Origin of the sequence: Microbacterium binotii, assembly GCF_021398715.1 — a bacterium.
GTDB classification, from domain to species: domain Bacteria; phylum Actinomycetota; class Actinomycetes; order Actinomycetales; family Microbacteriaceae; genus Microbacterium; species Microbacterium binotii_A.
Window position 1 is genome coordinate 2331976 of record NZ_CP090347.1, and the last position, 23041, is coordinate 2355016.

Annotated in this window: 25 protein-coding genes and 1 riboswitch; of the genes, 13 read left to right on the top strand and 12 right to left on the bottom strand. The window is 70.9% G+C overall.

All coding sequences use genetic code 11. The features are described from left to right. Positions 1–180: 180 nt before the first annotated feature. The 4 genes from LXM64_RS11600 to LXM64_RS11615 all read right to left on the bottom strand — a co-directional run bounded on the left by LXM64_RS11600 (position 181) and on the right by LXM64_RS11615 (position 3037). The gene (locus tag LXM64_RS11600) at positions 181–504 is read right to left on the bottom strand and encodes a DMT family transporter (protein ID WP_137416448.1); all 324 of its coding nucleotides are present in this window, start codon (positions 502–504) and stop codon (positions 181–183) included. Between the two features lie 9 nt (positions 505–513). Continuing rightward, a riboswitch (guanidine-III (ykkC-III) riboswitch) is annotated at positions 514–577 on the bottom strand. 32 nt (positions 578–609) lie between these two features. Further along, positions 610–1449: a CPBP family intramembrane glutamic endopeptidase gene (locus tag LXM64_RS11605; protein ID WP_419144835.1), complete on the bottom strand. Its 840-nt coding sequence runs from the start codon at positions 1447–1449 to the stop codon at positions 610–612. A gap of 1 nt (position 1450) precedes the next feature. After that, positions 1451–2179, bottom strand: a complete 729-nt coding sequence (gene trmB, locus LXM64_RS11610; protein ID WP_234073332.1) for a tRNA (guanosine(46)-N7)-methyltransferase TrmB — start codon at positions 2177–2179, stop codon at positions 1451–1453. 21 nt (positions 2180–2200) lie between these two features. Beyond that, complete coding sequence (locus LXM64_RS11615; protein ID WP_234073333.1) at positions 2201–3037, bottom strand: DUF3097 family protein; 837 nt, start codon at positions 3035–3037, stop codon at positions 2201–2203. A gap of 124 nt (positions 3038–3161) precedes the next feature. Between LXM64_RS11615 and LXM64_RS11620 the strand changes: the two genes are divergently transcribed. The 4 genes from LXM64_RS11620 to LXM64_RS11635 are packed head-to-tail and all read left to right on the top strand — an operon-like array spanning position 3162 to position 7310. Next, positions 3162–5168: a TPM domain-containing protein gene (locus LXM64_RS11620; RefSeq protein ID WP_234073334.1), complete on the top strand. Its 2007-nt coding sequence runs from the start codon at positions 3162–3164 to the stop codon at positions 5166–5168. A 33-nt stretch (positions 5169–5201) separates the two neighbouring features. Further along, a complete protein-coding gene (locus tag LXM64_RS11625; RefSeq protein ID WP_137416444.1) occupies positions 5202–5996 on the top strand; it encodes a PspA/IM30 family protein in 795 nt (264 codons plus the stop codon). Between the two features lie 52 nt (positions 5997–6048). Further along, positions 6049–6867, top strand: a complete 819-nt coding sequence (locus LXM64_RS11630) for an arginase family protein (RefSeq protein WP_234073335.1) — start codon at positions 6049–6051, stop codon at positions 6865–6867. Further along, on the top strand, positions 6864–7310 hold the full coding sequence (locus tag LXM64_RS11635) for a Fe-S oxidoreductase (RefSeq protein ID WP_234073336.1): 447 nt from the start codon (positions 6864–6866) through the stop codon (positions 7308–7310). The genes LXM64_RS11630 and LXM64_RS11635 overlap by 4 nt, the downstream gene beginning before the upstream one ends. Positions 7311–7426: 116 nt before the next feature. Here the strand turns inward: LXM64_RS11635 and LXM64_RS11640 are convergent, their stop codons facing one another. The 3 genes from LXM64_RS11640 to LXM64_RS11650 are packed head-to-tail and all read right to left on the bottom strand — an operon-like array spanning position 7427 to position 9137. Further along, entirely contained in the window at positions 7427–7891 is a 465-nt protein-coding gene (locus LXM64_RS11640; protein ID WP_137416442.1) for an SIP domain-containing protein, read from the bottom strand. A 53-nt stretch (positions 7892–7944) separates the two neighbouring features. Then, the gene (locus LXM64_RS11645; protein WP_234073337.1) at positions 7945–8664 is read right to left on the bottom strand and encodes a tyrosine-protein phosphatase; all 720 of its coding nucleotides are present in this window, start codon (positions 8662–8664) and stop codon (positions 7945–7947) included. Further along, positions 8661–9137 (bottom strand): carboxymuconolactone decarboxylase family protein, encoded by a 477-nt coding sequence (locus LXM64_RS11650; protein ID WP_234073338.1) that lies wholly within the window; start codon positions 9135–9137, stop codon positions 8661–8663. Before LXM64_RS11650 ends, LXM64_RS11645 begins: the two co-directional genes overlap by 4 nt. A gap of 96 nt (positions 9138–9233) precedes the next feature. On the opposite strand from LXM64_RS11650, the gene LXM64_RS11655 reads away from it, so the two are divergent. From LXM64_RS11655 to LXM64_RS11680, 6 genes are all read left to right on the top strand, one after another. Then, positions 9234–10163, top strand: a complete 930-nt coding sequence (locus LXM64_RS11655) for an alpha/beta fold hydrolase (protein WP_234073339.1) — start codon at positions 9234–9236, stop codon at positions 10161–10163. 117 nt (positions 10164–10280) lie between these two features. Next, positions 10281–11783: an ABC transporter substrate-binding protein gene (locus tag LXM64_RS11660; RefSeq protein WP_234073340.1), complete on the top strand. Its 1503-nt coding sequence runs from the start codon at positions 10281–10283 to the stop codon at positions 11781–11783. Beyond that, on the top strand, positions 11780–12733 hold the full coding sequence (locus LXM64_RS11665; RefSeq protein WP_234073341.1) for an ABC transporter permease: 954 nt from the start codon (positions 11780–11782) through the stop codon (positions 12731–12733). Before LXM64_RS11660 ends, LXM64_RS11665 begins: the two co-directional genes overlap by 4 nt. Beyond that, positions 12730–13623 carry an ABC transporter permease gene (locus tag LXM64_RS11670; protein WP_234073342.1) on the top strand — a complete coding sequence of 298 codons (894 nt, stop codon included), beginning with the start codon at positions 12730–12732 and terminating at the stop codon, positions 13621–13623. The genes LXM64_RS11665 and LXM64_RS11670 overlap by 4 nt, the downstream gene beginning before the upstream one ends. Then, positions 13620–14414, top strand: coding sequence for an ABC transporter ATP-binding protein (locus LXM64_RS11675; protein WP_234073343.1), 795 nt, complete (start codon positions 13620–13622; stop codon positions 14412–14414). The genes LXM64_RS11670 and LXM64_RS11675 overlap by 4 nt, the downstream gene beginning before the upstream one ends. Further along, positions 14411–15202, top strand: coding sequence for an ABC transporter ATP-binding protein (locus LXM64_RS11680; RefSeq protein ID WP_234073344.1), 792 nt, complete (start codon positions 14411–14413; stop codon positions 15200–15202). The genes LXM64_RS11675 and LXM64_RS11680 overlap by 4 nt, the downstream gene beginning before the upstream one ends. Before the next feature lie 5 nt (positions 15203–15207). Here the strand turns inward: LXM64_RS11680 and LXM64_RS11685 are convergent, their stop codons facing one another. Genes LXM64_RS11685 through LXM64_RS11695 form a run of 3 tightly spaced genes read right to left on the bottom strand, consistent with a single transcriptional unit; the run spans position 15208 to position 17023 of the window. After that, positions 15208–15816 (bottom strand): GNAT family N-acetyltransferase, encoded by a 609-nt coding sequence (locus tag LXM64_RS11685; RefSeq protein WP_137416433.1) that lies wholly within the window; start codon positions 15814–15816, stop codon positions 15208–15210. A gap of 10 nt (positions 15817–15826) precedes the next feature. Further along, positions 15827–16519: a uracil-DNA glycosylase gene (locus tag LXM64_RS11690; protein ID WP_234073345.1), complete on the bottom strand. Its 693-nt coding sequence runs from the start codon at positions 16517–16519 to the stop codon at positions 15827–15829. A gap of 3 nt (positions 16520–16522) precedes the next feature. Continuing rightward, positions 16523–17023: a phosphoribosyltransferase gene (locus LXM64_RS11695; RefSeq protein WP_234075472.1), complete on the bottom strand. Its 501-nt coding sequence runs from the start codon at positions 17021–17023 to the stop codon at positions 16523–16525. Between the two features lie 60 nt (positions 17024–17083). On the opposite strand from LXM64_RS11695, the gene LXM64_RS11700 reads away from it, so the two are divergent. Next, complete coding sequence (locus LXM64_RS11700) at positions 17084–18571, top strand: MFS transporter (protein ID WP_234073346.1); 1488 nt, start codon at positions 17084–17086, stop codon at positions 18569–18571. A 9-nt stretch (positions 18572–18580) separates the two neighbouring features. On the opposite strand, the gene LXM64_RS11705 is transcribed toward LXM64_RS11700, so the two are convergent. Further along, positions 18581–19450, bottom strand: coding sequence for a hypothetical protein (locus tag LXM64_RS11705; protein ID WP_234073347.1), 870 nt, complete (start codon positions 19448–19450; stop codon positions 18581–18583). 4 nt (positions 19451–19454) lie between these two features. After that, positions 19455–20234, bottom strand: a complete 780-nt coding sequence (locus LXM64_RS11710) for an SDR family oxidoreductase (protein ID WP_234073348.1) — start codon at positions 20232–20234, stop codon at positions 19455–19457. Between the two features lie 158 nt (positions 20235–20392). On the opposite strand from LXM64_RS11710, the gene LXM64_RS11715 reads away from it, so the two are divergent. Beyond that, positions 20393–21715, top strand: a complete 1323-nt coding sequence (locus LXM64_RS11715; RefSeq protein WP_234073349.1) for a bifunctional o-acetylhomoserine/o-acetylserine sulfhydrylase — start codon at positions 20393–20395, stop codon at positions 21713–21715. Positions 21716–21828: 113 nt separating this feature from the next. Then, the gene (gene metX, locus LXM64_RS11720) at positions 21829–23034 is read left to right on the top strand and encodes a homoserine O-acetyltransferase MetX (RefSeq protein WP_234073350.1); all 1206 of its coding nucleotides are present in this window, start codon (positions 21829–21831) and stop codon (positions 23032–23034) included. Positions 23035–23041: the final 7 nt, after the last annotated feature.

The following is a 23041-nucleotide window of genomic DNA, read 5'->3' on the forward strand; positions in this document are numbered from 1 at the left end:
GCCGCCACCGCGCGGCGCCATCGCGGCGTACGCGTGTTCTCCGAATCGGCATGCAGTTGCGAACCGGTCACCGTCACGACTTTCCTCTCCCCGCGTGGCGCGAGCGATCCTAGGCGAAGCGGCTATGCCGGCCCCCACAGGATGCTCCCATCTTCGAGCGCCGAGCAAAAGCCTGCGGGGTCAGGAAGCGTCGCCCGTGAGCTTCAGCCCGATCACGCAGCCCACGAGCCCGGCGATCAGCAGCAGCCTCACGACCGTGAACGGCTCAGCCCCGGTGACCATCGCCCAGATCACCGTGAGCGCCGCTCCGATCCCGACCCAGACCGCGTAGGCCGTGCCGGTGGGGATCTCGCGCATGGCGAACGCCAGACCCCCCATGCTCAGCAGAAGAGCCACCGCGAACACGATGCTCGGCAAGGGCTTCGACAAGCCCTCGGAGCGGCCGAGCGCGCTGGCCCAGACGGCCTCGAGCACTCCCGAGACGATGAGGACGACCCACGACATGACGTGCCTTCCGGCCAGTCTTGTCGCTCACCGGGTACTGATCCGTCGTCCGGGGGTCCGGTCGGGACCCGGGACGACTCTATCGGAGGGCGCCCGAGCGAAAGCTCAGAGAAGGAATAAGCCGTCGACGAGACCCGGATTGTGCGCGTGGACGAGCACCCCGAACACGACCGCGTCGAAGAGCAGGTGCACCGTGACGACGTAGGCGAGCGAACGGGTGCGCAAGAAGATGTACCCCTGCAGCAGCGCGAACGGGATGGTGAGGACGGGCCCCCAGGCGCGGTAGCCGAGCTCCCACAGGAAGGAGACGAAGACGATCGCCTGTAGGACGTTGGCGGTCGGATCCGGCAGATGGCGCCGCAGCAGCGCGAAGACCGTGCAGATGAAGAACAGCTCGTCCCAGATGCCGACCGCCCCGACGCCGACGAACAGCCGCGCGATGAGATCGGGGGTGTCCACGACGGGCCAGTTCTGATACACCCCCGAGCTGATGAAGTAGAAGGGCAGGATGAGCCACCCGAGCACGAGCACCGCCACCAGCCACACCCACTGGAACCGGCTCCATCGACCGCCGCCGCGCCACGGGAAACGGATGGCGCGGTCGCGATAGACGAACCGCGACACGGCATAGGGCACCGCGACGGCCGCGCCCAGCGCGAGGGTGAAGCGCACCATCGCGGCGTCGTCGAGCTCCGCGGCGAGCGGGATGGCGCTGACGATCAGCATCCCGACGGAGATCAGTGACAGATCGCGCAGCAGCGAGGCCTCGCGCGACTGACGGCGATCCGCCCACCAAGCCGCGACGAGTCCCGCCGCGAGCAGGCTCCATCCCAGCCAGGGCGTCAGGAGCACGAAGAAGGCCGGCGCCGCGAGCGCCACCAGCAGCGAGGCCGCGAGCGGCCATGCCCGCAGCGGAATGCGACTGACCGTCTGCGCGGCGGGCACCTCAGCCGGCCGATCGCCGGTAGACGAGGTCGCGGATCGCGCGCCCCACTCGCGCACCCTTGCGTTCGAAGGCCGTGATGACGCGCCCCTCGAAGCGCGGCGCCCAGTCCCCCTCGAACGCACGGTCGAAGACCGTCGCCTCGTCGAGCACCGAGCGCATCTGCAGCGCGTAGTCCTCCCAGTCGGTGGCCAGGCGCAGCATCCCCCCGGGGCGAAGCGCCCGCGCGAGCGTCGGCACGACGTCCGGCTTCACCAGTCGCCGCTTCGTGTGCTTCTTCTTGTGCCACGGGTCGGGGAAGAAGATCCAGACCTCATCGACCGACCCCGCCGGCAGCAGATGCTCCAGCACCTCGGGTGCGTTCGCCTCGACCAGGCGCAGGTTGCGCGCACCGGCACGGTCGGCGTCGAGCATGGTCCGCGCGAGCCCGGCGCGGAAGACCTCCACCGCGAGGAAGTCGACATCGGGTCGCGTGGTCGCCGCGTGCACGATGGCGTGACCCTGCCCGGAGCCGATCTCGACGATCAACGGGGCTCTCCTGCCCCACACCGTCGGCACGTCGATCTGCGCGTCGGCGGCGACCGAGGTGGCGGCGTTCTCCCGCGCCACCGGCAGCAGCAGGTGCGGGCCGAGCTCGGCCCAGGCGCGCTCCTGCGCCTCCGACATCCTTCCGCTGCGGCGCACGAACGAGACGGGGCGGTCGCGGAAGACGCCGGATGCGGGATCGGTCATCCCCCCAGGATACGAAGCACCTCAGGCCGTGACGAAGTCGATGAGTTCCTCGACACGCCCCAACAGCGCCGGCTCCAGGTCGCGGTAGCTGTGGACGCTGGCGAGGATGCGCTGCCACGCGCGCGCGAGGTCGGCTTTGTCGCGCGCCGGCCAGCCCAGCCCGCGACAGACGCCCGTCTTCCAGTCGATGCCGCGCGGCACCTCCGGCCACGCCGCGATCCCGACCGCGCGCGGCGTGACGCATTGCCACACGTCGACGAACGGGTGGCCGACGATGCGCACGTGGGCTCCGTGTCGGCTGCGGCCGACCTCCGCTGCGATCCGCGACTCCTTCGACCCCGCGACGAGGTGGTCCACGAGCACACCGTATCGACGCTCGGCCGTGGGTGGCTCCGCCTCGAGCAGGTCCGAGAGCAGGTCGATGCCCTCGAGGTACTCGACGACCACGCCCTCCACGCGCAGGTCGTCTCCCCACACCTTCTCGACGAGTTCGGCGTCGTGCTTGCCCTCGACGAGGATGCGGCTCGGGCGGGCGATACGCGCGCGCTTGTCGGCGACGGCGAACGATCCCGATGCGGTGCGCGCGCGCCCGGCTGCGGCCGGTGCGACCGATGGCGCGACGAGTCGGACGGCCTCGCCGTCGATGAGGAAACCGGGACCGAGCGAGAACATGCGTCTCCGACCCGCGCGATCCTCCAGCTCGACGAGCCCGCCTTCGACCGACGTGACGGCGCCGCAGAATCCGTCCTCGGCGACCTCGACCACCGTCCCGCGCTCGGCGGGGACCGCAGCGAGGCTCTTCGCATTCCGCTCTCGCCAGCCGGCGGCGAGCACATCCGTGGGGTATCGGTCATCCATAACGCCGAGCAGCGTAACCAGCCGGAGGATGCATATCCGGCAGCGACCCGCATCCATGGCGCACACAGACTCGCCCTCAATAGACTCGGACGAGGGCGCCGTCCGCCCCCGAGGGAGGCCATCGATGCGACCGCGCTGGGCATATGCACTGGTGGCCGCGCTGGCCGCGGTCTTCCTGATCGCGGGCCCGGCCGCAGCCACGCCGCCGGTGCAACTCGGCGCGTCGTATGTGAGCGACGAGGCGGGGGTTCTCGGCGACGCCGAGCGGGCTCAGGTCGAGGACCGCCTCGAGCAGCTCGCCCAGACAGACAACCTGAATCTGTGGGTCGTCTACGTCGACCGCTTCAGCAGCCCGTCGGATGCGAAGGACTGGGCGACCCAGACCGCCGAGCAAGGCGGCCTCGGACCCAACCAGTACCTGCTGGCGATCGCCGTCGACGCGCGCCAGTACTGGCTCTCCAGCGACACCTCTGGCCCGCTCAGCGAGGACCAGATCACCGCCGTCGATCAGGACTGGGTGTATCCGGCTCTCCGAGACGGTGACTGGGCGGGGGCCGCGATCGCCGCCGCAGACGGGCTGGCCGCGGCCCGCAGCGGTACCGTCGGCGGTGGCGACTCCGGTGGCGTCGTCGTGCCCGGCGCGGGCTCCTCCGGCTCCGGTTCCGGCTCCGGCGGCGCGGTGGGCGTCGTCATCATCGTCATCTCGGTCGTGGCGCTGGTGGCCGTGGCCGCCTACTTCGTGGTCCGCGCGGCTCGCCGGCGTGCCGCATCCCGCCCCGCGGAGAGCACCGAGGATCTCGGCACGCGCGCGGCAGCGGCTCTCGTCTCAGCCGACGACGCCCTCCGTGAGGCGGAGCAGGAGCACGGCTTCGCCGCCGCGCAGTTCGGCGAGGAGGCGACGAGAGCTCTGCGTGAGGCTCTGACAACGGCGCGCGCGGAGTTGGATCAGGCCTTCACGGTGCGCCAGCAGCTGGACGATGAGATCCCCGACACCGACGAACAGGTGCGCGCCTGGCACGAGCAGACGCTGCAGCTCGCGTCCGCAGCCGGCGCACGGGTGAAGGCGCAGCTGGACGCCTTCGCCGACCTCCGCCGCATCGAGCAGGATCTCCCTGCCACCCGGGAACGACTCCGGTCGTCGCGCGCCGAGGCGGCCGCTGCCCTTCAGGCCGCGCAGGAGCGCTTCGCCCAGCTCGCCGCCTCCTACCCCGCCGCGGCACTGAGCACCATCGTCGACAACGCGGCGCAGGCTGCCGACCGGCTCGCACTCGCCGACGCTCAGCTTTCTGCGACCGAGGCCGCGGTCACGGCCGGAGACACCGGCAAAGCCGCCGTCGCACTGCGCACCGCCGAGCAGGCGCTCGCTCAGGCACGCCAGCTGGCGGATGCGGTGGGCGCGCACGGCGATCGTCTCGCCGCCGCGCGGTCGGAGATCCCGGCGCTCCGCGCCGAACTCGCGCGGGACATCGCCGCGGCCGAGACCCTGCCCGACCCGGACGGACGGCTCGCCGCCGCCTCCGCGGCCGCCCGCGCACAACTGGACGCAACAGACGAAGACCCGGTGGCTGCCCTCGCGGCGCTGCAGCGGGTCGACGACGAACTCGACGCACTGCTGAGATCCGCTCGCGACGCGGCGGCCCGCGCCGAGCACGCCCGTCAGGTTCTGCCGCCGACCCTCGCCCACGCGCAGGCCCAGATCGGTGCCGCGGAGGACTTCATCGCGTCGCGGCGCGGCGCGGTCGGCGCGACCGCCCGCACCCGCCTCGCCGATGCCCGCACATCCTTCGCCTTGGCCGAGCAGCAGGCGCAGGTGGCGCCCGAGCAGGCGCTGGATGCGGCCTCGCGCGCCGCGCGCCTGGCAGCCGACGCCATCTCCGCCGCCCAGTCGGACGTCTCCGGCTTCGGCGGCGGATCCGCCGGCGGGGGCGACTTCGGCGCGATGCTCGGCGGCATCCTCATCGGCTCCGCCCTCGGCGGCGGTCGACGGCGCGGCGGCTTCGGCGGCTTCGGCGGTGGCGGCGGCTTCGGCGGCGGCGGCGGCTTCGGTGGCTTCGGCGGCGGCTCGCGCGGCGGGAGCGGCGGAGGCTTCGGCGGCGGCGGTTCCCGCGGCGGCAGCGGCGGCAGATTCTGACGGACTTCACGAACCACGACGAAAGGAAACACGATGGCCAAGCAGTCCATCTTCGGACGCATCTCCACCCTCGTCCGGGCGAACATCAACGCGATGATCGACCAGGCCGAGGATCCGCAGAAGATGCTCGACCAGCTCGTCCGCGACTACACGAACAACATCGCCGACGCGGAAGCGGCGATCGCCGAGACGATCGGCAACCTGCGTCTTCTCGAGCGCGACCACCAGGAGGACGTGCAGGCCGCGGCCGAGTGGGGCAGCAAGGCGCTCGCCGCCAGCCGCCGCGCCGACGAGATGCGCCGCGCCGGCAACACGACCGACGCCGACAAGTTCGACAACCTCGCGAAGATCGCCCTGCAGCGTCAGATCTCCGAGGAGAACGAGGCCAAGGCCTCCGCTCCGCAGATCGCCGCACAGACCGAGGTCGTCGACAAGCTCAAGGACGGCCTCAACGGCATGAAGCAGAAGCTCGAGCAGCTTCGCTCCAAGCGGAGCGAGCTCCTCGCGCGGGCGAAGGTCGCCGAGGCCCAGAACAAGGTGCATGATGCGATCAAGAGCGTCAACGTCCTCGACCCCACGAGCGAGCTCGGCCGCTTCGAGGACAAGATCCGTCGGCAGGAAGCGCTGGCCGCGGGGAAGGCGGAGCTCGCCGCATCCAGCCTCGACGCCCAGTTCGAGAGCCTCGAGGACGTCGGTGAGCTGACCGAGGTCGAGGCGCGCCTGGCCGCGCTGAAGGCGGGCGGGTCCGCGCAGGGCGCCCTCGGCGCCGGAGCGGCCGGCGACGAGCTCGGTCAGCAGCAGCAGCTGCCCCAGCAGCACCAGCAGTGAGAAGACGGAGGGGCCGCGCCCGGCGCGGCCCCTCCCCCATCCGGGAGTCGAGATGACACGGTTCCTCATCACACCCGTGTGGCAGGGCTCGCCCTCCGCGCGCGCGATGCAGCTCGTGGACGGCGCGGAGGCCATCGCGGGCGATCTGCCACGTGCGGCGTGCACGAGCGTGCCGGTTCCGCTCGGAGCGGGCGAGGCGCTCGGCACCGGCGTGCATCGCTACAGCGCGCTGCGCCAGGTGCAGCACGACCTGCGCGAGGCTCTCGCCGCATCCGATGAGCGCGCGCTCACCGTGGGCGGCGACTGCGCCGTCGGCGTCGCGGCCGTCGAGCGTTCGGCGCGCGTCGGTCGCATCGCGGTCGTCTGGGTCGACGCGCACCCCGATCTGCACACGCCGGAATCCTCCAGCTCGCACGCGTTCGGCGGGATGGCGCTGCGCGCCGTGCTCGGAGAAGGCGCTCCCGATCTCGCTCTGCCTGCGGGCACCGTCGCCGCGGCCGACGTCGTCCTCGTCGCTGCGCGCGCCGTCGATGAGGCCGAACGGGAGTACATCGATGCGCACTCCCTCACCGTGATCGATGCGGCAGCACTCTCCGATCCCACCGTTCTCGCCCGGACCGTTCAGCGACTCGGCGTCGACGCGGTCCACGTCCAGGTCGATGTCGACGCACTCGATCCCGCCGAGATGCCCGGCGTGAAGGACTCCGAGCCCTTCGGCGCCTCGCTGGCCGAACTGGTGACGGCGCTGAAGGCGCTGCGCGAGGCGGTGCCGCTGGCCGGCTCCTCGCTCGCGGGGTTCGCACCCGCATCCCCCGCCGCCGCGAGCGAGGACATGGGGACTCTGCTGCGACTGGTCGGAGCCCTCGCGTGAGCGCCGCACGACCGCCCGCCGGGTGGCAGCAACGCGCCGACCGCGCCGTGGCGCGATCGCGTGCGGTGGAGCGATGGATCCCGTCCTTCCTCCTGGACTCGCCGATCAGCGCGCTGGGCTACGCCTACGGATGCGCGGTCGGGTGGATCTGGGGAACGCTCTGGAGCCGTGGACGCATCGAGCGGCGCGGCCGCCTGTTCGTGTTCCGCGGGATGCCGTCGTGGGCGTTCCCGCGCGGCGGGGTGTGCGTCGGCCATTGCTTCCTCACCGGCGACGGCCGCATCGACGACAGGCTGCTCGCGCACGAGTCCGTGCACGAGCGTCAGTGGCGTCGGTTCGGGATGCTGATGCCGATCCTCTACAGCCTCGCCGGACGCGATCCGCTGCAGAACCGCTTCGAAATCGAAGCGGGCCTCGCCGACGGCAACTACATCCCCCGCTGACTCCCGCATTCGTTCGACAGGAGATATCCCTCCCACAGGATGATTCCGCGCCGATCATCCTGTCGAGGGGATTTCTCCTGCGCAGGAGGGGCGCCGCGCCGCGGAAGCGGGGGCGCTCAGGCGGTGGCGAGGCCGAAGCGCGCGGGCGTGTGGATGCGGGCGGCATCGATGCCGCGGCGCTCGACCAGGTGGTCGAAGATGTCGGCGGTGCCGAGGTAGCCACCGAGCAGGGTGACCGCGGTGCCGCATCCGTCGTCGTCGCAGAGCATCTCGTCGGCCCATGCCACGACCGCCCGGCTGAGCGCCTCGCCGGGCGCGCACGAGCGTCCGGTGCCGGGCGCTCCGGAGCGGCTGTCGCGCGTCAACCACGTGATCGTCATGCGCGCAGGCACACGGATCTCGGCGACGTGCGCCGCGTCCGGAACCTCGACGAACACCCGACCGGTCGAACACATCGGCAGCGTCGCGAGCAGCATCTCGAGGTCGTCGAGCGACGACTCGTCAGCGGTCACCAGATGCTGCGCGCGGGCGTGCTTGGACGCACGGCACGCGTTCGCGTTGTGGACGTCGTTCTCGGGCATGATGAGGCGAGTATACGCCTCCCAAGGAAGGTATGCCTCACCTTGGCCGACCGCTACGCGATGAGGATGCGGCGCAGCTCGACGAGCTCGGCGTCGCCGACCCCCGCGGCGGAGAGGTAGTCGAGGGCCGATCCGTACTGTGCACGCAGCCGGCCCAGCAGAGCTCGCATGACGGGAGCCGGTGACGCCGTGGCGAGCTCCACGGCGTGGCGGGCCTCGGGATGGGCCGCGCGCAGCCACGCCACCACCTGACGGTTGCGCGCGGCGGGCAAGGATGCGGCGGTGCGCGCGTAGTCGGCGACCACGGCATCCTCGTCGACGCCCGCCGCCGCGAGGATCAGCGCGATCGAGACGCCGGTGCGATCCTTGCCCACCGTGCAGTGCACGAGGACCGGCTGCTCCTCCACCACCGATCGAGCGACGGTCGCGAGCGCGGGTGCGGCGTCGTCGATGAGCCGGTCGTACATCTCGGCGAGACTGACGTCCTCGGCGAAGAAGGATGCGACGGATCCGAGGAACAGCGGCACACGCACGGTCGCCGGCCCGTCCGGCCCGAGAAACGTCGGATCGGCGCGCACCTCGTCGTCGTCGCGCAGGTCGACGATTCGTCTCAGGCCGAGCTCGGAGATGCGGCGACGAGTCCGCTCGTCCAGGCGCGCGAGGTTGCCGGAGCGGAACAGCACACCGCTGCGGGTCACCCGCCGACCCGCGGGCAGCCCGCCGATATCGCGGAAGTTCACCGCTCCGGCGACGAGACCGCCGGCCTCGCTCACGGCGTCGGCGCGGTGCGGGGCGGCACCGGGTACCGTCCGGCGATGGCCAGGCGATTGAACGCGTTGATCGAGATGACGATCCAGCTCACCGCGACGTACTCGGCCTCGGAGAGGACGGACCCGACCCGGTCGTAGACCTCGTCGGAGACGCCCTCCTCGTGGATGAACGTGAGCGACTCGGTCAGCTCGAGCGCCGCACGTTCGCGCTCCGTGAAGACGCCCGACTCGCGCCACGTCGGCAACTGCGCGACCGTGTCGACGTCGAGCCCCGCCTTCATCCCGCGGTCGAGGTGCACACGCACGCAGTAGGCGCAGCCGTTGAGCTGCGAGGCGTGCAGCTGCACGAGCTCCTTCAGGCGCGGCTCGACGCCGGCATCCGCGGCGAGAGCCCCGACCTGCTTGGCCATCGCATCAATCGCCTGATAGACCTCCGGTGCCGCCTTCGACAGGTGCACACGCCGCTCCTCACCCATGCGGCCCACCCTACCCACGCCCGGGACGACACGGGGCGGTTGCGCAATGAGACGCAACGGCGACCGGGGGCCGTTCGCGCGCCGTAGCATTCGGGGGTGACCGACGATGTTTTCGACGAGTTCTCCTTCCTGCCCGCCCAGGCCGAGAGCCTCGGGCTCACGACGCGGTTGCCCGCGGCCGAGCGGCGCGATCTGGCCCTGGCGGACGGCAGGACCCTGTCTGCCCTCCGCTACGGCGACGAGGCGCCGGTCGTGACGTTCCTCCACGGCGCGGGCCTGAACGCACACACCTGGGACACCACGATCCTCGCGCTCGGACTGCCCGCCCTGTCGATCGACCTCGCGGGGCACGGCGACTCCTCCTGGCGAGCCGACGCGCGCTACGTCGCACGCACACTCGCCGAGGATGTGGTGCCCGCTCTCGAGACGTGGACCGAGGGCCCGCAAGTGCTCGTCGGGCATTCCCTCGGCGCACTCACCGCGACCGCCGTGGCGGCGGCACGGGGCGACCTGTTGCGCAGCCTCGTGCTCATCGACCTCACTCCCGGAGTGGATCCCACCGCGGGTCCGGCACAGATGCGCGCGTTCTTCGCCGGCCCGACCGACTGGGCCGATCGGGAGGAGCTGGTGGATCGGGCGCTGTCGTTCGGGCTGGGCGGCTCGCGCGAAGCGGCCACCCGCGGCGTGTACCTGAACTCGCGGGTGCGCCCCGACGGGCGCGTGGAGTGGAAGCACCACTTCGCCCACCTCGCGGCAGCGGCCGCCGCATCCGATGCCGAAGCTTCCGCACCGGACGCCATGCGAGAGCTTCTCGCGGCGAGTGGGTGGGACGACCTCGCCGCCGTGCGCGCGCCGATCACGCTCGTGCGCGGCGACGCCGGATACGTGACGGAAGCGGATGCGGAGGAGTTCCGCCGGCGCCGCCCTGATGCCGACCTGATCGTCGTGCCCGCGCACCACAACGTGCACGAGCAGATCCCGGCACGCCTCGCGACTCTGCTGGGTCGGATCGTCGAGGCCGGATGACGCTGTCGAATTGTGACGTGACGCAGACTCCTGCAGCCGCGGCGGCGATCTAGGCTGGTACACCGCACCGACCCTCGTCCTCCCTCCATGCCCCCGCGTCCGCGGAAAGGACTCCCCATGCACCGCCGAACGCCCCTCGCCCTCGCAGCGCTCGTGGCCGCCGCCGTTCTCTCCCTCTCCGCCTGCGCGCCTTCGACGTCGCCGACGCCGTCGGGCTCTCCGGATGCGGACTCCTCCGTCGTCGTCCGGCTCGCGCTCGAGCCCACGAACCTCGACATCCGCCAGACCTCGGGCTCAGCGCTCGATCAGATCCTCATCGACAACCTGTACCAGGGTCTCGTCGCGCGCACGCCCGAACAGGAGATCGTGCCGGCGCTGGCGAGCGATTGGACCGTCTCGGACGACCGACTGACCTACACCTTCACGCTGCGCGAGGGCGTCACCTTCCACGACGGTCAGCCGCTGACCCCGGAGGACGTCGTCTTCTCACTGACCCAGCATCGCGACAACCCCGGATGGGTGGACGCCGCAACCCTCGCGAACGTCACGGGCGTGACGGCCGACGGACAGAAGATCACGCTCACCCTCTCTCAGCCCGACTCGCAGCTCCTGTGGAACCTCAGCGGCCGAGCGGGCATCATCCTGAAGGAGGGCGACGGCGTCGACTACCAGACGGCGGCCAACGGCACCGGCCCCTTCACCCTCGAGCGCTGGACACGCGGCGACAACATCACGTTCGCCCGCAACCCCGCCTACTGGGGCACGCCGGCCAAGGCGGCGGAGGTCGTCTTCGACTACATCCCCGACAACCAGGCCGCACTCAACGCCGCCCTGGCGGGCGAGGTCGACGTGGTGACGGGCTTCGACGCGAACCTGAAGACGCAGATCGAGGCGAACGGCGACTTCGCGCTCGTCGTCGGCGATTCCACCGACAAGGGCACCCTCGCCTTCAACCAGACCTCGGGCCCCCTCGCGGACAAGCGCGTGCGTCAGGCCATCCGGCAGGCGATCGATCACGACGCCTTCGTGGAGGCGCTGGGCGCGGGCAAGACCATGTACGGCCCGATCCCGTCCCTCGACCCGGGCTACGAGGACCTCTCTGAGGTCGCTCCCTACGATCCCGACGCCGCCAAGAAGCTCCTCGCGGATGCCGGCGCCTCGGACACGACGCTGACGCTCACCATCCCCTCCTTCTACCCGGCGACGATCTCGCAGCTGCTCGTCTCGGACCTGAACGCCGTCGGGATCACCCTCAAGGTCGACTCGGTGGACTTCCCGACCTGGCTCAAGAACGTCTACACGAACCACGACTACGAGCTGAGCTTCGTGCTGCACACCGAGGCGCGGGACTTCGCCAACTGGACGAACCCGGCGTACTACTTCACGTACGACAACCCGCAGGTGACCCAGCTCTACACGCAGGCGCGCGCAGCCACGACCGATGAGGAGGCGGCGAAGCTGCTCGCCCAGGCCGCCCGTATCGTCTCGGACGATGCGGCCGCGGACTGGCTGTACAACGGAGCCAGCGTCGTCGCCGTCGGCACGAACGTCTCGGGCTTCCCCTCGGTGAACGTCAACGAGCGGCTCAACGTGACCGAACTCGGCAAGAGCGACGGGTGATCCGATACACGCTGATGCGACTGGCCCTGCTCGCCGCGGGGCTGGTCGTCGCCAGCGTGATCATCTTCTTCACCTTGCGCATCCTGCCCGGCGACGTCGCACAGCTGATCGGCGGCACGAACTCCACCCCCGAACAGATCGCCGCCATCCGTGACCGGCTCGATCTGGACGCACCTCTCGCGGCGCAGTACCTGGATTGGATCGGCGGGGTGCTGCGCGGAGATCTCGGCGCTTCGCTGCTGACCGGAACCCCGGTGGCCACCGAGCTCGCCCAGAAGGCACAGATCACCCTTCCGCTGGGCGCGCTCTCGCTCACCATCGCCCTGCTGTTCGCAGGTCCCCTCGGCGTCGTGTCCGCGCTCCGGCGGGCACGACTGGGCGGCACCGTCATCGGTGTGGGCGCGCAGACGCTCGCAGCGGTTCCCGTCGTCTGGGCCGGCATGATGCTCGTGGTCGTGTTCGCCGTCTGGTGGGGAGTGCTCCCGGCACAGGGCTTCCCGCGCGACGGGTGGAGCGACCCGGGCGCGGCGCTTCGTTCGCTCGTTCTGCCGGCGCTGACGATCGGCATCGTGGAAGGCGCGATGCTGTTGCGCTTCGTGCGCAGCGCCACGCTGCAGGCCATGGGACAGGATTACGTGCGCACCGCCGCCTCGCAGGGTCTCACTCGCACCCGAGCGCTCATCCGGCACGGGCTGCCCAACGTCGGACTGTCCGTGGTGACGGTGCTCGGGCTGCAGGTGGCCGGCATCGTCGTGGGCGCCGTGGTGATCGAGCAGCTGTTCTCACTGCCCGGCATCGGACGGATGCTGGTACGCGACGTGTCGGCACGCGATCTGCCCATGGTGCAGGGTGAGCTTCTCGCTCTCACGGCCTTCGTCCTGCTGGTCGGCTTCATCGTCGATCTCGTGCACCGCCTGATCGATCCGCGCCAGAGGGAGTCGGCGGCATGAGGGCGTCGCGCGTCCCGTGGTGGCGCCGGCTGTTCTCGGAGCCCGCCGGCGCCACCGGCGTGGTCATCGTCCTCGCGCTGCTGGCCGTCGCCTCCCTCGCGACGTTCTGGACTCCCTACGACCCTCAAGCCGCGGATGTGGCGGGCCGCTGGGCGGGGCCAGGCGCCGCCCATCTGCTGGGCACCGACGCCACCGGTCGCGACATCCTCAGCATCCTCATGGCGGGCTCGCGCACGACGGTCGCGGTGGCCGCCGGCGCGGGTGTCATCGCGACGATCGTGGGCCTCACCCTGGCCGCTCTCGGCGCTCTCACCCACCGCTGGGTGCGGGAGTCGGTGGCGGTCCTCGTCGACATGCTCGTCGCCTTCCCGGTGCTGCTGATCGCCATGATGATCTCGGCGGTGTGGGGCGGATCGCTGGCCGTCGTCGTGTGGTCCGTGGGCATCGGCTTCGGTGTCAACATCGCCAGGGTGAGCCGTCCCGAGCTGCGTCGCGTGCTGCACAGCGACTTCGTCGTGGCGGCGCGGGCCTCGGGGCTCTCCGGCTGGCAGAACCTCACACGGCATCTGCTGCCCAATGTGGCTCCCGTGTTCATCGTGCAGCTGTCCTGGTCGATGGCCGTCGCGGTGCTCGCCGAGGCCGGGCTCAGCTATCTGGGCTTCGGTGCCCCCGTGACGGAGCCGTCCTGGGGGGTGCTGCTGTCGCAGCTTCAGCAGTACCTCACCGTCTACCCGCTCTCGGTCCTGTGGCCGGGTCTCGCCATCACGGCCACCGTGCTCGGGTTCAATCTGCTGGGCGATGGGCTCCGCGACGCCACGGACCCGACGCTGCGCACGCGGAGCGGCTCGGCCCGCCGGGCGCGCACCCATCTTCCGGAGGTCGTCGCATGAGCCTCGAGGTGACCGACCTCGTCATCGAGATCGACGGTGTCCGCGTCGTCGACCGGCTCAGCTTCCGGGTGGCCGACGGCGAGCGGCTCGGGATCATCGGCGAGTCCGGATCGGGCAAGTCGCTCACGGCGCTCGCCATCCTGGGGCTGCTCCCCGAAGGCGCCGCGGCGAGCGGCAGCATCCGGCTGAACGGCCGCGAGGTGATCGGCGCCACGGAGCGCGAGCTCGCCCGCGTCCGCGGCGCCGAGGTGGGCATCGTGTTCCAGGAGCCGCAGACGGCCCTGAACCCGATCCGCACGGTCGGCCGCCAGATCGCCGAGGCGCCGCGCATCCACCGGGGGCTGGGCCGAGCGGCACGGCGCGAGGTCGCCGTCACCGGTGCCCGGCGTGTGGGACTTCCCGAGCCCGAGCGCATCGTCGACCGATATCCGCATCAGCTCTCGGGCGGCCAGCGTCAACGCGTCGCGATCGCCATGGCTCTCGCGCTGGATCCCGGGCTGCTCATCGCGGACGAGCCGACGACGGCGCTCGACGTGACGATCCAGGCGGAGATCCTCGATCTGCTGCGCACACTGGTCGCGGATGCGGGGATGTCGCTCGTGTTCATCACGCACGACCTGGCGGTGCTCGCGCAGATCGCGACGCACGCGGTCGTGATGGAGAACGGACGCATCGTCGAGGAGGGTTCGGTGGCGACGCTGCTCACGGCTCCGCGTTCGCCCGCGACGCAAGGACTCCTCCGGGATGCACGGGCGACGCTGTGGCGCCCCGACGAGAAGGAGGAGCGATGACGGTGCTGCTCTCCGGCCGCGGTCTCTCGCGCACCTATCGGGCGCCGCGCACCGCGCATCTCGCGCCGCGGTCACTCACGCACGCGCTCGACGGGATCGACCTCGATGTTCACGAGGGCGAGTCGCTGGGCATCATCGGCGAATCCGGCTCGGGCAAGTCGACACTCATCCGTCTCCTCCTCGCACTCGACGTGCCCACCGCCGGCACCGTCAGCTTCGAGGGCCGCCAGATCGATCCGGCCGCCTCCGCGCGCCGGCTGCACTGGCTCAGGCGTCAGACCGGCATCGTCTTCCAGGACCCGTACGCGTCGCTCGATCCGCGGATGCGGGTGGGCCGCATCGTGGCCGAGCCGCTGTGGGCCTTGGGCATCCCGGGCGACCGCGAGGCGCGCGTGGCCGAGGTGCTCGCGGATGTGGATCTTCCCGCCGACGCCGCCGGACGCTATCCGCACGAGTTCTCGGGCGGACAGCGCCAGCGGATCGCCCTCGCCCGCGCCCTCGTGCACCGCCCGCGCCTGCTGGTCGGCGACGAGCCGCTGTCGGCGCTCGACGTGACGGTGCGCGCTCAGATCATCGGCCTCATCGATCGCCTGCGCAGCCGTGACGGACTCAGTCTCCTGATGGTCTCGCACGACATCGGCGTCGTACAGGCGCTCTGCGACCGCGTCATCGTGCTCAAGGACGGCCGCATGGTCGAGGAGGGACCGACCTCGCGTGTGCTGCGGCATCCGAGCGCGCCCTACACGCAGCGGCTGCTGGCCGCTGTGCCGACGCTCCCGGGGGCCTGAGGGCCTCAGCGCGAGAACAGACCGCGCTTCTTCTTCGGCTTGAGCGACTTCTGAAGATAGACCGTGCCGAGCCAACGCCCGAACTTGAAACCGACACGGCCCATGCGCCCGACCTCCGTGAAGCCGAGCTTCTCATGGAGCCGGATCGAGCCCTCGGCGCCCTTGTCGCTGATGACCGCGACGAGCTCGCGGATGCCCTTCTGCTCGCAGGCCTCGATGAGCGCGGCCAGCAGCGCCGTTCCCAGGCCTTTGCCCGATGCCGCCTGTCCGAGGTAGATCGAGTCCTCGACCGTGTAGCGGTAGGCGGATTTTCCCGCCCAGGGCTGCACGAGCGCGTATCCGAGGATCTGCCCGGAGGGGCTCTCCGCCACCAGGAAGGGGAGCTCGAGCTTGCGCAGGTGATCGAACTTCTCCCGCCACTTCGTCAGAGACCACTTCTTCTCGTCGAAGGTCACGACGGAGTTGGTGACGTAGTAGTTGTAGATCTCGCGGATGTCGGGGATGTCCGCCGTCGTCGCCTCGCGGATGCGGAACTCGAAGCCGCGCTCGGGCGGAGCCTGGCGACGCAGGTGTCGCGGAAGCCGCCGACGGCGCTGGTATTCCTCTTCGAGCATGGCGCCCAGCCTACGCGGGAAGCCGCCAGTCGATCCCCGTCCCGCCCTGTGCGATCAGCAGTTCGTTGACGCGGGAGAACGGACGGGAACCGAAGAATCCCCTGCTGGCCGACAGCGGCGACGGATGCGGCGACTGGATGCTCGGCACGCCGCCGAGAATCGGCGTGAGACCCGCCGCATCCCTCCCCCACAGCACCGCGACGAGAGGGCCGCCCCGCTCGGCGAGGACGCGGATCGCGTGCTCGGTGACCTTCTCCCATCCCCATCCGCGGTGGGATGCGGGAGAACCCGGCGCGACGGTCAGGACCCGGTTCAGCAGCATCACGCCCTGTTCGCTCCACGCGGAGAGATCGCCGTGCACGGCCGGCGTGATGCCCAGGTCGTCGTCGAGTTCGCGATAGATGTTGGCGAGGCTGCGCGGGATGGGGCGCACGTGCGCGTCGACGGCGAACGAGAGACCGATGGGGTGCCCGGGTGTCGGATAGGGGTCCTGCCCCACGATGAGCACCTTGACGTCGGCGAGCGGCCGCTGGAAGGCGCGCAGGACGCGGTCCCCGGCGGGCAGGTAGGCACGCCCCGCGGCGGTCTCCCGGCGCAGACGCTCCCCCAGCGCGGCGATGTCGTCGGCGACCGGGGCGAGGGCCTCGGCCCAGCCCGTATCCATGAGGCCCGCCGCGGCGAGCTCGGGCAGCGTCTTGGCCATGGGTCAGGCGGAGCCGGGAAGACCCTGGTCCTCTTCGAGGACCGAGCCCTGCCAGGACCACGGGAAGTCGATCCACAGGTCGGTGTTCTTCCAGCTGAAGTCCGGCTGGATGATCGTCGTCGGCTTCGTGTAGATCACGGCGGAGCGCACGTCGGCGCCCCGCTCGACGAGCAGGCGCACGGCGAGATCGAGCGTGCGACCGCTGTCGGCGACGTCGTCGACGAGAAGCACACGACGCCCGTTCAGATATGTCATGTCGAGCTCTGGCGGAAGCAGCTCCGGAGCGTCGAGCACCGTGCCGATGCCGGTGTAGAACTCGACGTTGATCGCGCCGCAGTTCTTCACGCCGAGTCCGTAAGCGATCGCTCCGGCCGGCAGCAGCCCGCCGCGGGCGATCGCGACGACCACCTCGGGCACGAAGTCGGCGGCGATCACCTCACGGGCGATGTCACGGCTCGCTTGACCGAACAGGTCCCAGGTCAGAGTTTCGCGTTCGGGCGCCACGGCGCTCTCCTCGTTCGTCACCGTCCCAGCCTAGAGCGCGGCGCGGTGTAGCGTTTCGCCATGACCAGCACCCGCGCGCCCGGTCGATCGGCACTCGGCATCACGGCGGGCCTGATCGGCTGGTTCATCCTCGTCGAGATCGTCAGCGGCATCCTGCAGGGCTATTACGTGCCCCTGTTCAGCGACATCGTGGTCCACCTGGGCGTCCACGACGCCGACGTCAACTGGTTCGAGGCCGCGCAGCTGCTGCTGTCAGCCCTCGTCGTCCCGGTGATGGCCAAGCTCGGCGACATGTACGGGCACAAGCGCATCCTCCTGATCGCCACGATCCTCACGGCCGGAGCCACCTGGTGGATCGCGTTCGCGGGTTCCTTCTGGAGCTTCCTCATCGCCTGGGCTCTGCAGGGCTTCTACGTCGTGTGGCTGCCGCTCGAGATCGCGCTCATCTTCGAGCGCGGACGCCGGCAGGGCCGTGGGGTCTCCGCCACCCGCCGCGCGGCCGGCCTTCTGGTCGTCGGTCTCCAGGCGGGTGCCATCGTGGGCGCACTGGCGGCCGGTCGACTGTTCGCGGCGACCGCCGAGAACCTCTCGCTGACCCTCATGCTGCCGGCGGTCGCCGTGACGCTGATCGGCGTCGTCATCTGGCTCGGTGTCCCGGAGTCCGAGCCTGTCGCCGGTCGGAGACTGGATGCGGGCGGCTTCGTCATCCTCGCGGTCGCGCTCCTGCTCGTCACCGGAGCCCTCACCTTCCTCCGCATCAACGGACCCGGCTTCGTGTGGACCTGGTTGCTGCTGGCGGCAGGTCTCGCCGCTTTCGTGTGGTTCGTGCGTTTCGAGCTCCGCCAGGAGGACCCCGCCGTCGACATCCGGGTGCTCCGCCGGCCCGAGATGTGGCCCGTGCAGGCCACGGCCGCTCTGGTGGGCATCAGCCTGCTCGGGGCACAGGGGCCGCTGTCGACCTACGCCGGCACCGACTCCTCGCTCGGCTACGGGCTGGGCCTGGATGCCACCGGTCGCTCCAACGTGATCGGCGTGTACCTCCTCTCTCTGATCGTCGGCGCCGTCATCTTCTCGATCACCTCGCGCCGTGCGAGTCCGCGCGTCGTGCTCATCGGGGCGGCTCTGCTCGTGGGCATCGGCTATCTGTTGTTCCTTCCGCTGCACCGCGAGCTGTGGCAGGTCCTGATGAACCTGTCGATCGCAGGCCTGGGCTCCGGCGCGCTCGTGGCCGCACTGCCCGCGGCCGCCGCGGCCGCCGCGCCGCGCGGCCAGACCGGCATCGCCTCCGCGCTGACGAACACGACCAAGACGATCGGCGGCACCTTCGCCTCCGCCGTGTTCGGCGTCGTGCTCGCTGTCGGCGCGGGCGCTGTCGCGAGCTCGACCGCCGCATCTCTGGGCGGCTACATCACCGTGTGGATCGTGTGCGCCGCCGGCGGTTTCGCCGCTGCCGCGGTGCTTCTCGTGGTGCCCAAGGTGGCGTTCGCGGACACCGACACCGAGGCCACGGCGCACGCCGCCGCCTCGGGAGGGACGACCGCCCGCTGACGCAGAGGCTCAACCGGCGCCGCGGCGGTCCCCCGCCTGCTCGATCCCGTCGATGACGAGGATCGTCGTGCGCAGAAGCTCCGACCATTCGGCGGGGTCCGTCGTGACGACGTCCAGCGAGCGGGTCAGAAGCAGCTCGTCGTCGATGACCTCGACGTCCCACCCCGTCATCTCCGCCAGGAGGGCGGGGCTGAACGCGAGGCCGCCCTCGTCGACGGGCACGCTCTGTGCGGGCCCGGATCCCCTCACCAGAGGCCGTGCGTCGCCGGTCGCCGGCGGGAGCACGATGCGCGGCAGTGGACTGCCGAGACCGATGCGGATCCAGCCGCCGAACTCGGTGTGGCGATACGCACTCGTCCCCCAGTCCTGCTCGAAGTCCGACCACTCGATGAGACGTCCTACGGGCGTCGCCCACCGCAGCGCGCGCGTCTGGACGAGCCGACCGCGATAGCTCCGCGTCGCCAGCTCGGCAGGAAACGGTCCGGGGCGGTAGGTGAAGCCGTTGTCCGCTGCGAAGCGGGCGAGCGCCCAGTGCTGACGAGGCCACATCCGACGTCGCCCGGTGCGCAGCGAGGCGCGGCCCAGGATCAGCAGAGCGCCGGCGAAGAGGAACGCGAGAACCACCGCCGTGAGGATCTCGCCCGGTGTCGCTCCCTGTCTGCGGGTCAGCAGCGACACCGTGCCGAGCACGGCGACGAGCGCACCGAGGCCGCTCAGGACCGCGGCGATCAGGAGGACGGCGACACGAGCGCGGGAGCGCGGAGCGCGCACCTGCGGATGTTCTGCAACGAACGCTCGCCAGAACCGGCGGAGCTCGCGCCCGCCGGGCCGCGCGGTCAGCGCGTCGACGACGAGAACCGGCGCGCCTGCCGCGCTCACGCGCTCAGCCTTCGCGCACGCGCAGGGGCTCGCGGGCGACGAGGTGCTGCGCGGACTGTGCGACGGGGCGCACCGTCACGAGGTCGAGGTTCACGTGGCCGGGCGCGCCCAGTGCGTACGCGATGACGTCGGCGACGTCGTCGGGAGTCAGGGGGTTCTCGACACCGCGGTAGACGGCGTCTGCCGCATCCTGGTCGCCGCCGAGCCGGTTCAAGGAGAACTCCTCGGTGTAGACCATTCCCGGAGCCACCTCGCTCACGCGGATGGGCTCGCCGTTCAGCTCGAGTCGCAGCGCCTTGACGAGCATGCTCTCCGCGGCCTTCGCGGCGTTGTAGCCGCCCCCGCCCTGGTACGCGACCTGCGCGGCCGTCGAGGTCACGAAGAGGGTGTCGGCGTGGCCGTCGGATGCGGCCGCTCGCCGCAGCTGGGGCAGCAGCAGCGCAACCAGGCGCTGGGTCGACAGCACGTTGGCCTCGTACATCCACCGCCAGTCGTCGGGGTCGCCGTCGGCGACATCGTCGACGCCGCGTGCGCCGCCCGCGACCTGCACGAGGGCGTGCACGGAACCGGATGCGGCGAGCCAGTCGGCGAGCGCCTGCACATCGGCCTCGACGGTCAGATCAGCCGCGTACGCCACGGCACCGGTCTCGGCCTCAAGCGCGGCGAGCCGCTCGGCGCGACGGGCGACCGCGACCACATCCCATCCGTCGGCGCGCAGGCGCCGTGCGGTCGCCTCACCGATCCCCGTGCTCGCGCCCGTCACCACTGCTCGTCTGTTCGCCATGCACTCACGCTAGGCCCTCGCGGTGAACCCGATGTTACACACCCGCCCCGCGCCCTTGTTACCCCGCGTTTCTCGGACGTTGTCGCCCGCAGCGCGCGCCTCTAGCCTCGTCATGTTCGCGACAGCCGCCGCGGCACCCGCAGACTTAGGAGCACGTGATGTCCGCACCCGAGAACTGGCTCTTCGAGACCAAGCAGATCCACTCCGGCGCCGCCCCGGATCCCACCACCAAGGCGCGCGCGACGCCGATCTACCAGACCACGTCGTACGTGTTCGACAACTCCGACCACGCGGCGAACCTGTTCTCCCTCGCCGAGCCCGGCAACGTCTACACCCGCATCATCAACCCCACGCAGAGCGTGGTCGAGGAGCGCGTCGCGGCGCTCGAGGGAGGCACGGCAGCGCTGCTCGTCGCCTCGGGGCAGGCGGCCGAGACCTTCGCGGTGCTCAACATCGCCGGGGCGGGCGACCACATCGTCTCCTCGAGCTCGATCTACGGCGGCACGTACAACCTGTTCAAGTACACGCTCGCCAAGCTCGGCATCACGACCACCTTCGTCGAGAACCAGGACGACCCGGAGGAGTGGCGCCGCGCGGTCCGCCCCAACACCAAGCTGTTCTTCGCCGAGACCGTCGGCAACCCGAAGATCAACGTCCTCGACATCCGCACGGTGTCCGACGTCGCACACGAGGCCGGCGTGCCCCTCATCGTCGACAACACCATCGCGACCCCGTACCTCATCCGCCCGTTCGAGTTCGGTGCCGACATCGTCGTGCACTCCGCGACGAAGTTCCTGGGCGGACACGGCACCACGATCGGCGGCGTCATCGTCGACGGCGGCCGCTTCCCCTGGTCGCAGCACGTCGACCGCTTCCCGGAGCTCACGGAGCCCGACCCCTCGTACCACGGCCTCAGCTACACCGGTGCGCTCGGCGACGGCGTCGCCTACGTCACCAAGGCCCGCGTGCAGCTGCTGCGCGACCTCGGCGCCGCGATCGCCCCGATCAGCGCCTGGCTGCTGCTGCAGGGCATCGAGACCCTTTCGCTGCGCGTCGAGCGCCACGTGCAGAACGCGCAGGAGATCGCGGAGTGGCTCGAGAACCAGGATGACGTCGCCTCGGTGAACTACTCGGGTCTTCCGACCTCGCCCTGGTACGCCGCCGCCAATCAGTACGCCCCGAAGGGCGTCGGCGCGGTGCTCTCGTTCGAGCTCAAGGGCGGCGTGGGCGCCGGACGCGCCTTCGTCGACAACCTCACCCTTTTCAGCCACCTCGCCAACATCGGTGACGTGCGCTCGCTCGTGATCCACCCCGCATCCACGACGCACTCGCAGCTGACCCCGGAGCAGCAGCTCACGGCCGGCGTGACCCCCGGCCTCGTCCGCCTGTCGGTCGGCCTCGAGAACGTCGCCGACCTCAAGGCCGACCTCGAGGGCGCACTCGCCGCCGCCCGCCGCGCCTCGGAGGCCGCGCGCGCCTGAACCGCCTGACACGAACGCCCCGGATGCTGCATCCGGGGCGTTCGTTCGTCCCGGCGCGGCGGCTGTGACGTAACACGGACGCGGAGGCGCGAGGACGCCGGGACAATGGAGGGATGGACTGGCAGACCTCCGAGGACACGGTGCCGAGCGCTCCTGTCACGGAGGCGGACGCCCGACTCGCCCGCGGTCGGCCGCCGGCGAGCGGTGCGTGGCGCGACGGGGATCCCGCCGGCGACCGCCGGTTCGCGGCCTTCCGCGGCTTCCGCACCGAGAACGGGGCCGTACTCCCCGTCGCACGCCTGGCGTATGAGAGCTGGGGCGAGCTCTCCCCGGCCGGCGACAACGCGATCCTCATCCTGCACGCGCTGACCGGTGACAGCCATGTGCGCGGCGAGGCCGGCAGAGCCCACCCCACCGACGGATGGTGGGACGAGATCGTCGGACCGGGTGCCGCGATCGACACCGACCGCTGGTTCGTCGTCGCCCCCAACATGCTCGGCGGCTGCCAGGGCTCGACCGGTCCTGCCACCATCGCTCCCGACGGCACCGAGTGGGGTGCGCGCTTCCCGTACCTCACGATCCGTGACCAGATCGCGGCCCAGGCGCTGCTTGCGGACGAGCTCGGCATCGGCAGCTGGCGCGCCGTGGTCGGCGGTTCCATGGGCGGCATGCACGCACTCGAGTGGGGAGCGACCTACCCCGAGCGCGTGGAGCGCCTGGCGGTGCTGGCCGCACCGCCGCTGACCACGGCCGACCAGATCGCCCTGAACTCGGTGCAGCTCGAGGCCATCCGCATCGATCCGGGCTACGCCGGCGGCGACTACTACGACGCGCCCGCCGGCGAGGGCCCCCACCGCGGTCTCGCGCTGGCACGGCGGATGGCGCTGCTGAACTACCGCAGCCCCACCGAGCTGAACCTCCGCTTCCAGCGCTCCTGGCAGTCGGAGGTGAGCCCGCTGGGGCGCGGCGGGCGCTTCGCGGTGGAGTCCTACCTCGACTTCCACGGCAACAAGTTCACGCGCCGCTTCGACGCCAACAGCTACCTCACCCTCGTCGAGGCGATGAACTCGCACGATGTCGGCCGCGAGCGCGGCGGCGTCGAAGACGCTCTGGGGCGCATCACCGCGCGCACCCTCGTGCTCGGTATCGACAGCGACCGCCTCTTCCCCGTCGAGGGGCAGCACCGCATCGCCCACGGCATCCGCGACACGCTCGACGGCGACAAGGCAGCCGTCATCACGAGCGATTACGGCCACGACGGCTTCCTCATCGAGACGGATGCGGTCGCCCACCACCTGGGCCGGCTCCTCGACGCGTAGCAGCCGC